Annotated in this window: 10 protein-coding genes and 3 pseudogenes; 7 read left to right on the forward strand and 6 right to left on the reverse strand. The window is 69.9% G+C overall.

Annotated features, from left to right (window positions below):
• Nucleotides 1-91: 91 nt before the first annotated feature.
• A complete protein-coding gene (locus ABEB07_RS31080; RefSeq protein ID WP_345671379.1) occupies nucleotides 92-1,156 on the forward strand; it encodes an aldo/keto reductase in 1,065 nt (354 codons plus the stop codon).
• Nucleotides 1,157-1,479: 323 nt separating this feature from the next.
• Entirely contained in the window at nucleotides 1,480-2,310 is an 831-nt protein-coding gene (locus ABEB07_RS31085; RefSeq protein WP_425589110.1) for a glycoside hydrolase family 19 protein, read from the forward strand.
• Nucleotides 2,311-2,933: 623 nt separating this feature from the next.
• Here the strand turns inward: ABEB07_RS31085 and ABEB07_RS31090 are convergent.
• The 3 genes from ABEB07_RS31090 to ABEB07_RS31100 all read right to left on the reverse strand — a co-directional run bounded on the left by ABEB07_RS31090 (nucleotide 2,934) and on the right by ABEB07_RS31100 (nucleotide 5,609).
• Entirely contained in the window at nucleotides 2,934-3,707 is a 774-nt protein-coding gene (locus tag ABEB07_RS31090) for an SDR family NAD(P)-dependent oxidoreductase (protein WP_345671380.1), read from the reverse strand.
• A gap of 80 nt (nucleotides 3,708-3,787) precedes the next feature.
• The gene (locus ABEB07_RS31095) at nucleotides 3,788-5,224 is read right to left on the reverse strand and encodes an MFS transporter (RefSeq protein WP_176146560.1); all 1,437 of its coding nucleotides are present in this window, start codon (nucleotides 5,222-5,224) and stop codon (nucleotides 3,788-3,790) included.
• Nucleotides 5,225-5,321: 97 nt separating this feature from the next.
• The gene (locus tag ABEB07_RS31100; protein ID WP_176146559.1) at nucleotides 5,322-5,609 is read right to left on the reverse strand and encodes an Atu4866 domain-containing protein; all 288 of its coding nucleotides are present in this window, start codon (nucleotides 5,607-5,609) and stop codon (nucleotides 5,322-5,324) included.
• Nucleotides 5,610-5,748: 139 nt separating this feature from the next.
• Between ABEB07_RS31100 and ABEB07_RS31105 the strand changes: the two genes are divergently transcribed.
• The 3 genes and pseudogenes from ABEB07_RS31105 to ABEB07_RS31115 all read left to right on the forward strand — a co-directional run.
• The gene (locus tag ABEB07_RS31105) at nucleotides 5,749-6,600 is read left to right on the forward strand and encodes a helix-turn-helix transcriptional regulator (RefSeq protein WP_345671382.1); all 852 of its coding nucleotides are present in this window, start codon (nucleotides 5,749-5,751) and stop codon (nucleotides 6,598-6,600) included.
• 87 nt (nucleotides 6,601-6,687) lie between these two features.
• Nucleotides 6,688-7,055: pseudogene (locus tag ABEB07_RS31110) on the forward strand (transposase family protein); the annotation flags it as partial.
• 33 nt (nucleotides 7,056-7,088) lie between these two features.
• A pseudogene (locus ABEB07_RS31115) lies at nucleotides 7,089-7,460 on the forward strand (MmyB family transcriptional regulator); the annotation flags it as partial.
• Between the two features lie 151 nt (nucleotides 7,461-7,611).
• On the opposite strand, the gene ABEB07_RS31120 reads toward ABEB07_RS31115, so the two are convergent.
• On the reverse strand, nucleotides 7,612-10,140 hold the full coding sequence (locus ABEB07_RS31120; RefSeq protein ID WP_345671384.1) for an MMPL family transporter: 2,529 nt from the start codon (nucleotides 10,138-10,140) through the stop codon (nucleotides 7,612-7,614).
• Between the two features lie 167 nt (nucleotides 10,141-10,307).
• Between ABEB07_RS31120 and ABEB07_RS31125 the strand changes: the two genes are divergently transcribed.
• Both ABEB07_RS31125 and ABEB07_RS31130 read left to right on the forward strand, forming a co-directional pair.
• Complete coding sequence (locus tag ABEB07_RS31125) at nucleotides 10,308-10,904, forward strand: TetR/AcrR family transcriptional regulator (RefSeq protein WP_345671385.1); 597 nt, start codon at nucleotides 10,308-10,310, stop codon at nucleotides 10,902-10,904.
• 140 nt (nucleotides 10,905-11,044) lie between these two features.
• A pseudogene (locus tag ABEB07_RS31130) lies at nucleotides 11,045-11,323 on the forward strand (transposase); the annotation flags it as partial.
• Here the strand turns inward: ABEB07_RS31130 and ABEB07_RS31135 are convergent.
• Nucleotides 11,315-11,743 carry a DUF5959 family protein gene (locus ABEB07_RS31135; RefSeq protein ID WP_345671387.1) on the reverse strand — a complete coding sequence of 143 codons (429 nt, stop codon included), beginning with the start codon at nucleotides 11,741-11,743 and terminating at the stop codon, nucleotides 11,315-11,317. The pseudogene ABEB07_RS31130 and the gene ABEB07_RS31135 sit on opposite strands and share 9 nt — an antisense overlap.
• 839 nt (nucleotides 11,744-12,582) lie before the next feature.
• Entirely contained in the window at nucleotides 12,583-12,954 is a 372-nt protein-coding gene (locus tag ABEB07_RS31140; protein ID WP_345671388.1) for a hypothetical protein, read from the reverse strand.
• Between the last annotated feature and the right edge of the window lie 177 nt (nucleotides 12,955-13,131).

Here is a 13,131-nt window from a genome sequence, read left to right on the forward strand (position 1 = left end):
CTGGTGTTCCCAGGAACTTCCTTCCCTTACTCCCGGCTCGCGGCGGTCGCAGGCTGGTGCTCGACGACGATCACGAGCACTGGAGATCACCATGCCGCTCACCCTCGACACCTACCGGCTGCTGGGCCGCTCCGGGCTGCGGGTCTCACCGCTGGCCCTGGGCACGGCGACTTTCGGCACCGAGTGGGGCTGGGGCGCCGAGCAGGACGACGCGCGCAAGCTGTACGACACCTACGTCGAACGAGGCGGCAACTTCATCGACACCGCCAACACCTACACCAACGGCACCTCCGAGCGCATGCTGGGCGAATTCATCCGCGACCGCCGCGAGAGCCTGGTGCTGGCCACGAAGTACACGACGTTGCGCCGGCCCGGCGACCCGAATTCAGGGGGCGCCCACCGCAAGAGCCTGTCCGCGTCGGTGGAGGCCAGCCTGCGGCGGCTGAACACGGACTACATCGACCTGCTCTTCCTGCACGTATGGGACTTCACGACACCGGTCGAGGAGATCCTGCGCGGCATGGACGATCTGGTCCGGCAGGGCAAGATCCTCTACGTGGCGATGTCCAACGCCCCCGCCTGGGAGATCTCACGCATGCAGGCGATCGCCGACCTGCGCGGCTGGACGCCGCTGATCGCCCTGCAGATCGAATACAGCCTCATCAACCGTGCCGGAGAACGTGACCTGATCCCGATGGCACGGGCGATGGGACTCGGGGTGACCCCGTACTCACCACTGGGCGGCGGCGTGCTGTCCGGCACCTACAGCCGCGCCGACCTGAACGCGGCGAGCGCCGACTCCGGTCAGGGAAACCGCAAGAGCTTCAACGCCGGCCTGGGCATGGTCACCGAACACACCCTCGCTGTCGCCGACGTCGTAGGAGAAGTCGCCGCGGAGCTGGGACACACACCCGCCCAGGTCGCTCTTGCCTGGACCCTGCGGAACCCGGGCGTGACGGCACCCGTCGTCGGCGCGCGCACCCCCCAGCAACTGGTGGGAAATCTCGGAGCCCTGGACGTCGACTTCACCGCCGATCAGCTGTCCCGCCTCGACGAGGCCAGCGCGATCGACCTCGGCTACCCCCACGACCTGCTCGCCAGTGACCACATCCGCACGGTAGTCGGAGGCGACCTGAGGATCGAAACCGGCCGCTGACGATGACGGGCGGTGAGGGCGGCGGCGAAGACGCGGGAAGGCCGGGCGGACCAACTCCTTCCGGACACCCACCCGAAGACTTCCTGCCAACGTTGTCATCCATTCCCGGGCCGCACCCTTGACTGGTACAGACCAAGCCGGTTGAGTGTGGCCCCACACCCCTCACCGCGGCCGCCCCGGAGCCGTGGCCGACTCTGTTGGCGGCATGCACGCATGCTCCGCCATGTCTCTGGGGCGGCCCGCAGCCCAAAGGAAGTGGTTCTGTGCCGAAGCGTCACCTGTCCGCCCTCATGGCCGCGATCGTGATCGGCTCCGCCGCACCGATGATGCTGCCGGCCACAGGCGCGTCCGCCGCGTCCTGTTCGAGCTACCCGAGCTGGACGGCCGGCAAGTCGTACGTCACCGGCGACATCGTCCGCTACACGGACGGCCGGACCTACATCGCCGAGCACGACAACCCGGGCTACGACCCCACCATCAGCACCTGGTATTGGGACCCGTACGCCTGCGAGAGCGGTCCCACGAACCCCTCGGGCACCTTCCCCGTGAGCGAAGCGCAGTTCAACCAGATGTTCCCGAGCAGAAATTCCTTCTACACCTACGCCGGCCTCAAGGCCGCGCTGAGCGCCTACCCCGCCTTCGCCAACACCGGCAGCGACACCACCAAGAAGCAGGAGGCCGCCGCCTTCCTCGCCAACGTCAGCCACGAGACCGGCGGACTGGTCTACGTCGTCGAGCAGAACACCGCGAACTATTCGCACTACTGCGACTGGAGCCAGCCGTACGGCTGTCCGGCGGGTCAGTCCGCCTACTATGGACGCGGCCCCATCCAGCTCAGCTGGAACTTCAACTACAAGGCCGCGGGCGACGCGCTCGGCATCGATCTGCTGCACAACCCCAATCTGGTCCAGACCGACGCCTCCGTCGCCTGGAAGACCGGCCTCTGGTACTGGAACACGCAGTCCGGGCCCGGCACCATGACACCCCACAACGCGATGGTCAACGGCGCCGGCTTCGGCCAGACGATCCGCAGCATCAACGGATCGCTGGAATGCGACGGCAAGAATCCCGCACAGGTACAGAGCCGGGTGGACGCCTATCAGCGGTTCGTACAGATCCTGGGCACGACGGCCGGCGCCAACCTCTACTGCTGAGCGCGGCGCCCCGCGGGCGAGGCGCAGGTGCCTCGCCCGCGGTGACTGCTGGGCACCCGTCCCCGGCTTTCTGGCCGACGCGTATGGAACACGGCATCTCGATGTCTTCGTTCGTTGCTGCGGTGACCGGCTCGTGCCCCACCCGGCGGCCGCGGCCGTTGGTATCGATGGTGACCTGAAACGCGCCGGAAGCGAAGCCGGTCGCCACCGCGGCGAGGCCGCCGCCTACGAGAGCGCCCCCGTGGTGACGGCCCGGCGCGGCTCCACCCGAGCGAGGAAGGGACCGGCCGGCGGCAGCGTCACCAAACCGCCGACCGCGAGGAGGGGGTCACCTCGGGCGGTTCCTGGTCCGGGGAGAGCAGTGTGTGCGTGTCATTCCTTCCAGGAGGGCGTCGAGGCGGGCGGCGGCCCGCGGCCCGGCGAAGCGGGGCGGCACCGCCCGGCCCGGGGTCGGTGCCTCGCTGGGGCAGCGCGCGCCGTGGGATCGCGCAGCGCCGCCAGGTGCGGTGCGAAGCCGAGGACTGAACAGGGCCTCGTGTCCGGCGGTCGGCCGTTCGACGCACCGGTGCACTACATAAGGAACAGATGTTCCTATGACCGCCGACGGGCGACCGGGCGGTGGATCATGCCGCCGTGAAGCCGCCGTCCGCGGCCAGTACGGCGCCCGTGACGAAAGAGGATCGCGGGGAGACCAGAAAGCACAGGACTTCCGCGATCTCGCGCGGCCGCGCCACCCTGCCCAGGGGGTGGAGGTTCCCGAAGGACGCCAGATAGGCGCGGCTGTCGAGGCGGAAGGTGTCGAGGAAGTCGGTCTCGACGACGCCCGCGGCGACGAGGTTCGCGCGGATGCCCAGGGGGCCGCCCTCCAGGGCCAGTACCTTCGTCACTTGGGCGAGCGCCCCCTTCGACGCACTGTAGGCGACCCCCTCGGGCAGGCCGACGGCAGACGCGTAGGAACCGGTACTGACGATGGCGCCGCCCCCGCGCTCCGCCAGGGCCCGGAAGGCCTCGCGGGCGAAGAAGAAGGCGCCACGGGCGTTGACGTCCATGACGCTGTCCCAGTCCTCGGCCGTGGTGTGCGTGACGGGCTTGTTCAGAGTGCGTCCCGCGTTGTTGACCAGGATGTCCAGTCCGCCGAAGGCGTCGACGGCTGACTCGACCGCGCGGGAGGCGGTCTCTTCCACGGTGACATCACCGGCCACTGTCACGACCCCGGGAAACTCCTGCGCCAGCGAGGCCAGTTCGCGCAGGTCGAGGGCGACGACGTGTGCGCCGCGGGCATGGAGGAGAGCCACGGTCTCCTTGCCGATGCCGCGCGCGGCGCCGGTGACGAGGGCGGTCTTTCCAGCGAACTCGGCAGTCTCGACTGCTTCGACGGACAAGGACGTGGAGGTCATGCGGGTACTCCCTGATGGGGTGGTGATCGGGTGCCGGCGCCCGGCGACGGGTGGCTTCGCAGTGGGGAAGGGCGCCTGTGTCAGAGGTTCCGGCTGTCGGTCCGGTGCCGGACGAGCAGGGCGGCGCCCAGGCCGGCGAGCACGGCGGCGACGATGACAGCGGTGCCAGGGGTGTAGCCCGCCAGAGGGTCGGAGCGGTCCGCCTGCTGTTCGGCTTCGACGACCGCGGTGACGAGGGCGAGGACGACAGCACCGCCGATCTGCATGAAGGTGTTGAGCAAGGCTCCCGCCAGCCCCTGGTCCCGGTCGGGCACCCCGGCCACCGCGCTCATGTTCAGCGCGGGGAACGTCGCGGCGGTGCCGATCCCGTTGACGACCATGACGGGCAGGATCACCGTGAGGAATGGGCTGCCGGGGCCGATCCGGAAAAACAGCGCGTAGGACAGCGCCAGGAGCAGCATCCCGGTGGCGATCGTCCTGTGCACGCCGAACCGGGCGGCGAGCCGTCCCGCGAACGGCGCCAGCGCGCCGTTGGCGAGGCCGAGCGGGACGAAGGCGCCGGCCGTCTGCAGCGGCGTCCACCCCAGCACGTTCTGCAGATAGAGCGTGGCGAGGAACGCGAACGACGTGTAGGCGCCCCACATCGCGAAGATCGTCAGGTTGGTGCGCGCGGTCGCACGCCGAGTGAGGAAGGACAACGGGACCAACGGCTTGCGTGAGCGGGACTCGACGCGGAGGAACAGGGCGAGCGAGCAGGCCGCGGCAGCGAAGAGGACGAGAGTGCGGGCGGACAGCCAGCCATGCGCCGGAGCCTGAGTGAGGGCGTAGACCAGGAGCATCAGAGCTGCGGTGGCCGTCAGTGCACCGGGAACGTCGAGCTTCTCGCGGGTGCCGCCCCGGCGGTCCTCCGGAAGCAGGCGAAGCCCCGCGAGCAGCGCCGCCACGGCGATGGGCACCGGAAGCGCGAGGACGAGACGCCACGACACTTCGGTCAGCACGCCACCGAGAACGAGCCCTCCGACGAAGCCGCAGGCCCCGGCGGTGGCATACCACCCCAGAGCACGGCCGCGCCGTGGGCCCTCCGGCCAGTTCGTGGTGATCAGGGAAAGGGCCGCCGGGGCCAGGAAGCCCGCGGCGATCCCCTTCACCAGCCGCGCCGCGACCAGCAGGCCACCGGTCGGAGCGAGTGCCCCCAACACACTCACCACGCCGAAGACGACGACCGCGGTCATAAAGGCGCGGCGTCGGCCGAACAGATCGGCAACCCGGCCGCCCAGGAGAAGGAACCCGCCGTAGCCAAGGGCGTAGGCGGACACGACCCATTGCAGGGAGCCCGACGCCATGTGGAGGTCATGCTGGATCGCGGGCAGGGCCACACCCACGTCGGACAGGTCGATCGCGTCCATGAAATGAGCCGCGCACAGCACCAGCAGGGCTGGCGTGCCGGGTGTCGGCTGAACCTTCGCGACGGCCCCGGTCTCGCCGGCGGCGGTGGCGATTCCGTCAGTCTGTTTCATTGCTCTGCCTTCCTCCGGGGACGGTTGAGCGGAACAGGGCCCGCACCGAGGCGGACTCCGTATCCAGGGGCGCGGGAAACGACGTTGCCGCGCTTGCTCATGAGGGCCTCTGCGTCCGGTCCTCGGGGTAGAGCACGAGGTGTTCGTGGTGGAGCACGCCGTCCCGGATGTCACCCGTGGCGGTGAAGCCGGTGTCGTCGACGTATTCGAGGTGGCTGCCGGTCACCGTGTACCGGCCGGTGTACGCGCTGCGCCGGTCTCCCCGGGCCTCGTCGTAGCGACCGTCCGGCAGCAGCTCCTGCCGGATGTGACCGTCCGCGGTCACCCACATGCCGACCACGTCGGCGTTCCCGGGACCGCGCTCGCTCCGCGCATCGCCTGTCATCGAGATTCCCTTCCTCAGTGGGGCACCGGTGCTGTGCCCGACCGAGTCTGCGCAGGCCAGCGCAGGGGTACCAGGGTGGGTTCTTCCTGGGTGCGGCACACCCAGGAAGCGAGAGCGGCCACCGCCTAGCCTGGAGGCCATGGACGACAACCACCTCGGAGAGTTCCTCCGCGCACGCCGCGCCCGCCTGCGGCCACAGGACGTCAACATGGCGAGTCACGGCGTGCGCAGAGTGGCCGGACTGCGCCGCGAGGAGGTCGCCGTCCTGGCCGGCGTCAACGCCGACTACTACACCCGGCTTGAGCAGGGACGCGAACGGCACCCCTCGCCACAGGTACTGGACGCGCTCAGCCGCGCCCTCCTGCTCGACACGGATGCCCGCGATCACCTGCACCGCCTGGCCGGAGTGTCACCGGGCGGCCACGACTCCCTCCACGCCACCGAGCGGGTCAGTCCCGCGCTGCGTCAGCTGATGGACGGCTACGCGCACACTCCGGCGTTCGTCATGAGCCGCACCCTCGACCTCCTGGCCGCCAACGCCTTGGCGGACGCGCTCTACGCCCCCTTCACGCCCGCGGACAACCTGGCCCGCATGGCCTTCCTCGACCCGGCCGGACGACAGTTCTACCGAGACTGGGACCGGGCCGCCCACGCAGCTGTCGCCAACCTGCGCCAGGCGAGCGGCTTCGACCCCGAGCACCCGCGCCTGCGACGCCTCGTGGACACACTGACCGAGCACAGTGCCGCATTCCGGCGGCTGTGGGCCCAGCACACCGTGCGCGGCAAGACCCAGGACGCCAAGCAACTCCTCCACCCGGACGTCGGCCCTCTCTCCCTCACCTACCAGTCCTTCGACGTCCGCGACGCTCCGGGCCAGCAACTCGTCATCTACCACGCCGAACCGGCCAGCCCCTCCGCCCACGCCCTGGCCCTCCTCGGCACCCTGCACGCCGGCGAGAAGCGAGCCCCGTCCGGCTCTGCCACGTGGTGAGCCGCAGCCCGCCCGCGGCTTCCTGAACGAGGGCCGGCACTCCCGATCGGGTGCAGCTCGGGCGTGTCCCGGACAGTGCCGGCCGGCCACGACTCCCCGTCGCTCGCCCCGGCCCTGGATCGTCCGAACGGCCCGGGACCGTTACCCGACGACATCACGGTTCGCCTGGACGCCGGTCATGACTCGGACAGGTCCCTCGCGCTGCCCGGCGAACGCGGCCTGCGCGGACGCGTCGCGCCCAAGGGGGAGAAGGCGCCCGTGCGGGCCAGTCGGCGGTGGCATGCCGAACGCACGGACACCCGGCAGAACGCCTTCCACCGGCTCGCCCGCTGCCACGGCGCACCACCGTCACAGACGCCTTCTTCGACCTCGCCGACACGATCATCACCGTGCGCGATCTGATCCGGCAGGCATGGACCACACACCGCTGGGACTCCCGTCCTCGACGCCGTCCACGGCTCGGCACCGATCCCGGAGGCGGGACGACGAACCTGGCCCGACGCCGCTTCCTGGGCCAGGGACGGACGTACGAGAGTTCCAGCGCCGAGAAATTCGGGCACATCGTGGTCGCGCGGCTGCGCCGGGCCGCGGACCGCTACCCCCATGACCCGCAGCTGACCGCGCTGCTGGCCGAACTGCACGCCGGCAGTGAGGAGTTCCGGCAGATCTGGGAGGCACGTCCGATCCACGCTCCCGGGCATCGCACCAAGACTCTGGACCATCCGGAGGCCGGTGCGCTGCGGTTGAAGTGCGACGTCCTGCTTGTGCCCGAGGACGACCAGAAGGTTGTCCTGATGACGGCTGACCCCGGATCACCTGCCGTGCGGGCCCTGCGCGGGCTGGCCACGCAGGCGACCTGAAACGAAGGATGCCCACAGGTCTCGCGAACGGTCGCAGAAGGTCGCCACTCGATATTCCTCGGTCCTGTGCCCACCTTGCGGCCGAGGCTTTCCGCACCGCCTGTCTGCGCGGGCTCACCGCGTGTCGATGGAGTCCCTCTGCGAGGTGCGGTTACAGGGCTGGAGCCGGACTCGCGGCCGAAGCCGGCTGAGAGAGCCTGCCGGTGCGGCGGGCCCAGATCTCGAACGCGACAGTCATGAACGGGGGTACGGCGGCCAGCAGGGCGAAGATCGTGGTCCGGCCCAGCCGCCACTTCAGCCGGATCGCGACCAGGACGGTCAGGGACACGTAGACGATGAAGGCGGCACCGTGGAGGGAGCCGAAGATCCGTACGCCGAGTTCGGTGGTCTCGGGAATGTACTTGAGGTACATCCCGACCAGCAGGCCTGCCCACGTGCATGCTTCGGTGATCGCGATCCAGGTGAACGCGCGCAGCAGACGCGCGGATCCGGCGTCGGCGGCCCGTGCGGCCGGCACGTCGGTGGAAGGAGGGTCGGGGGTGGGTGTGGAAGGCGTCTGCGGGGTGCCTGGGCGTGTGGGCCACAGGGCGCGGTCGCCGAGCAGGCGGACGATGGCGGGGACCAGGAGCGGGCGGATCAGGAAGGTGTCCAGCAGGATGCCGAAGGCCATGGCGAAGCCGAACTGGAACAGTTCGCGGATCGGCTGGGTCATCAGGACGGCGAAGGTCGCCGCGAGGATGAGGCCCGCGGAGGAGACGACGCCGCCGGTGCGGGTCAGGGCGGCGGTGATCGCCTTCGCCGGTGGCTGGGTGCGCAGTTCCTGCTTGAACCGGCTCATGATGAAGATGTTGTAGTCGACGCCGAGCGCGACGAGGAAGACGAAGATGTACGCGGTGACGCGGTTGCCGATGCCGTCGTCACCGAGGACGGTCACGGTGAAGAAGGTGGTGGCGCCCAGGGTGGCCAGGAACGACAGGATCAGGGTCGCGACCAGGTAGAGCGGGGCGAGGAGCGAGCGGAGCAGCGGGACGAGGACCGCGGTGACGATGGCCAGGACCAGGAGCATGACAAGGGTCGTGTCGCGGTCGAGGGCGGAGCGGATGTCGGCGCTCTGTGCCGTCTCGCCGCCGATGAGTACCGTGGCGTCCCGCACTCCGGCGGCGTGGGCCGCGTTTTGTGCGGCCTGCTTGAGGGGACCGATCGCGTCGAGTGCCTTCGAGCCGTAGGGGTCGAGGTCGAGGACGACGTCGTAGAAGACGGTCTTGCCGTCCTCGCCCATGCGGGGGTCTGGGACACGGCTGACGTGCTCGGCGTCGGTGAGCGCGGTGGCGATGTAGGCGCGTGCGGGGCTGGAGCGCAGGTTGTCGTGGGAACGGACGACGACGGTACTGTGAGCGATCTCGCCGGGCCCGAACTCCTCCTGGACGAGGTGCTGCCCCTGCTCCGACTCGGTGGCGGCGCGGAAGCCGCTGAGGGTGTTGAAGCTCTCCTGGTAACCGAGCAGCCCCGCGCTCAGCACCACGAGGAGTGCGATCACGGCCGAGGCCACCTTGGCGGGGGCCCGCGCGACCAGGGCGGCGACGCGGTGCCAGATGCCTGCGCCGCGACTGCGTTCGGCGGCCTTGTCCACGCCCCCGGGCCAGAAGACGCCCCTGCCCAGCAGGAGGACCAGAGCGGGGATGAAGGTGAACGCCACCAGCGCCATGACGGCCACGCCCAGAGCGAGGTACGGTCCGAAGCCGTGAAGTGCCGGGGAGACGGCCACGAGCAGGGCGAACATGGCGAGCACGATGGTTGAGGCGCTGGCGAGGACGGACTCGGCGGTGCGGCGCACGGCGGTCTGCATCGCGCGAGCGCGGTCTGGCTCGTCGAGCAGGGTCTCGCGGTAGCGGCCGGTGATGATCAGCGCGTAGTCCGTGCCCACCCCGAACAGCAGCACGGTCATGATCGAGGCGGTCTGGGAGCTGACCGTGATGACTCCGGCGTCCGCGAGAATCGCGCCGAGCGTCTCCGCCACGCGCATCGCCACGCCCACGGCGAGAAGCGGCACGAGCGCCAGCAGGGGTGAGCGGTAGATCGCCAGCAGGATGATCAGAACGAGCACGATGGTGGCCAGCAGCAGGACCCTGTCACCGCCGCTGAAGACCTTCACGGTGTCGGTGGCGATCCCGGCGGGACCGGTCACCGCGACGTCGGCGGGCCCGGCCCGGTCGGACGCGAGGGCACGCACCTCGTCGACCGCGTTCTGGAAGGACTCGTCCGAGGGGCTTCCCTTCATGGACACGATGACCAGCTGGGCACCGCGGTCCTGGGAGACCAACTCGGCCGCGGCGCCGGGAGCGGTCACCGTGGAGACCACGCTCACGACATGGTCGGGCCGGCTGGTTCCGGAAAGGACCGAGGTGATGGCGGCGACCGCCCGCGTGGCGCTCGCCGCGGCGTCGGTGCCTTTGCCGCGGACCACGATGATCGCCGGCGTCGCGTCCCGGCCCGGAAGCTGGGCGCGGACGAGATCGCGTGCCTTCATGGAGTCCGAGGCGGCGGGCGGCAGATTGGCGGACGCGTTGTCCTCGACGGATTCCAGGGCCGGGGCGGCCGCGGCGAGGAGGCCCGCGATCAGGACCCAGAAGGCCACCACGACGGCGGCGCGCTTCTTCGATCCCAGGAGACGTCGGAGCACAGCGGGGAAGTTCATCGGTTGCATCGGGCAGCCTTCGGCAGGAAGCACGGACATAACTTAGCGACAGGGTGTCTCTAAGTTGGGCCAAGCTAACACGCCCCCTCGGCCTCTCGGGCGTGGGGGTAGGTTGGCGGGAGACGGCACAGCGTCCGAGGTGAGCGGAGAAAATGCCCAAGATCGAAGCCGGCAGCGTCCGGGAACACCGGGCCCAGCGGCTCGCGCAACTGATCGACGCGGCCGAGGAACTCCTGGAAGAGGGCGGCGCCGAAGCCCTCACAGCCGGAGCGGTCGCCGCGCGAGCCGGGATCGCCCGCAACAGCATCTACCGCTACTTCAACTCCATCGACGACCTGCTCGAACTCGTCGTCACCCGCGAATTCCCCGCATGGATCGACGCGGTGGAGCAGGCCATCGCGGCCGAGACCACGCCCGCCGCCCAGGCCGCCGCCTACGTCAGGGCCAACCTCGAACAGGCGGCTCGCGGCACCCACGGCTGGCGGGCCGCGCTCTCGCGCGACTCGCTCTCGCCGTCAGCGCGGGAGCGGGTGAGGGATCTGCACACCTCGCTGCATGAGGCGCTCGCCCGGGTCGTGCGCGAACTGGGGCAGGCACAGCCCGAACTGACCGTGGTGGTGGTCCAGGCAGTCGTCGATGCATGCATCCGCAGAATCGACCAGGGCGACGATCTGACGACCGTGTCCGACTTCGCGGCGGGAGCGACGCGCCGGCTGCTGGCGGACGAGGACTTGCCGCGTCATCCGTGACGCACCGCCCGGGCGGCTCGCAGGCCCGGTCGACAGCGAAGCCCCGGCAGAACGAGCCCGAACTTGAGCCACCCGGACCGCGACGACGCCCCGTTGGCCGGGGCAGGACGGGCAGTAGACACCAAGCGCAGCCGTCCCGGCGACGACCAGACATGGTGCCGGCCGATCGCGGCTACGACCACGACGAGTGCCGCCGCCTTGTCCGGGGCCTCGGGGTGAGGCCACTGATCGCCCGCCGTGGCACCGAGCACGGCTCCGGGCTCGGTGCCCAACGCCGGGCCGTGGAGCGTGCGTTCGCCCACCTTCACTGGGTCCGTCGCCTGCGGATCCGTTCGGAGACCCGCGACGACATCCACGCAGCCCTCCTCACGCTGGGCTGCGCGCTCATCTGCCGGCGGCGGCTCGTCTCCCTACCCTGACAGCATCGGAACCCAGGCATCGATCACTTGGCGCAGGCGCTGCCGGTGGTCGGCAATCCAGTCGTCCGGCGGGACGAGCGGGACACGCACGGTGACCATGGACCCCGACTCGTCCTCCACAACGACCTCAGGGCAGCCACGCTCGCCGGTGAGCTGGACGAAGACGGATGGCCCCCTGCTCATCTCCATCCAGGCCACGTCCATGCCGCCGTCAAGCCGGTCCAGCGCGTCGGCCCAGTCTTCCAGCGTCGACGCCGACAGCGCGAGGCCGATACGGCCGGACACGAAGGGCGTCCTGACGACGATTTCGGCGTTCAGTCCGGCAGCCCAGCTGGGGTTACATCCCAGGACGTTGACCGCGACGCTGTTTCCCTCGTCATCAGCAAGGAAGATGAGCTCCTTCGGGGCACCCCCACCCATGTCCGCCCTTTCGTCCGTGAGTCGTGAGTGATTCTCGCCTGGTCAGAGGGCATCTTCCACCCCATTCGGTCCGCAGTTCCGAAGCAATGGGCTGCAGGGCACGAACTCCACCGCGAAAGCCGGGGCTCACAGCACGCCTGTCCGAAGTGCGGTGGCGGCCCGGTCGCACGTTGAGTTCGTCGCGAATGAGGCGTCGGCCGGTGATGGATACCTCGGCCACCGTCCGGGCGCAGTCCTCCAGGTGCTCCTCGGGTATTTCCGGCCCCGTCACCCGGTCCTCCTCCACCTGCCCGACCTGACGGAAGGGCATCGCCGATGTCCGGACCACCCTGGCAGGTCCGGGGGACGAGTGTTCATGCGCTGCTCTCAGGGCGGTCCACGCCCCCGCACACCCGCCATCGCCGGAACGGACACTCGGCCTCGACTGGACGGGCCGTACAGCGACGGAGCGTCTTGGCCAGTACCTTCCCTCTCGTCACCCGGTCGGTCACCGGGTGGCTACCACCCGGGCACCGCAGTCCCCGCAGCCCCGGCACCGGCGAGGCGCCACCGGCTCCGGCACCGCGTCCATCTCCCGCGCCCACACCCGCCCGCGCCCGGAGGTCCGCGGCGGTGATGCCGGCGGCCGCAGCAATCGGGTGCGCGAGGACCGGCCCGACCGTCGACGGGTAGGAGGTCATACGACGGACCTCGTCCTGGGGCACAGCGGTACAGCGGTTACGTGGCGCTAAGCCGGTGATCATGGGATGAGACTTGAGCTCTTCGGTTGGCCCCTTGGCGGTCGAGTTGGCCCGGTTGTGCGTCAGTGTTGGCCCGCGAGCGTGACCTCCGGTTCTGGCTCAGGTGCCGGTCGTTCGAGCAGAGCGGGGCTGGGCACGCAGTGCAGGCAGTCGGGCTGCGTCGTCCGCTCTGGCGAGGCTCTCGCCCAGGGCCAGAAGGGAGAGGAGTCGCACCGGCCGACCGGCCGTGGCGGCGGCTTCCAGTTTGTGGTGGCCGTCCAGGAGGAAGTGGGTCAGGCCCCAGTGTGCGGCAGGGTCATCTGCCAGGCCGAGGGCGGACTGGCACACGTCCAGCGTGGAGATCGCCACTGCCGTCGGCACCGTGCCCAGCTCCATGAGCCTGACGTACTCATCGACCCGCTCCCTGTCGTTCCACGTCGGGGGGACCATGGGCACGACGAACTCATAGAGGTGGGCGTCCGCGTCGACCATGGTCTCGAAGGTGCGGTAATACGAAAAAGGGGCGGAATTGCGTTTGATGCAACACTCGGCAGGGCGGGCAACACGCATAACCACAGGTGGGAGGGGGTGCCTTCGCGGTCACCGGGCGAAGGGCAACCGATCGGCCAGCGGCTCTTGCGCTCGACGCCTGCCATCCAACAATGTTGC

Source organism: Streptomyces similanensis, from assembly GCF_039543625.1.
GTDB lineage: Bacteria > Actinomycetota > Actinomycetes > Streptomycetales > Streptomycetaceae > Streptomyces > Streptomyces similanensis.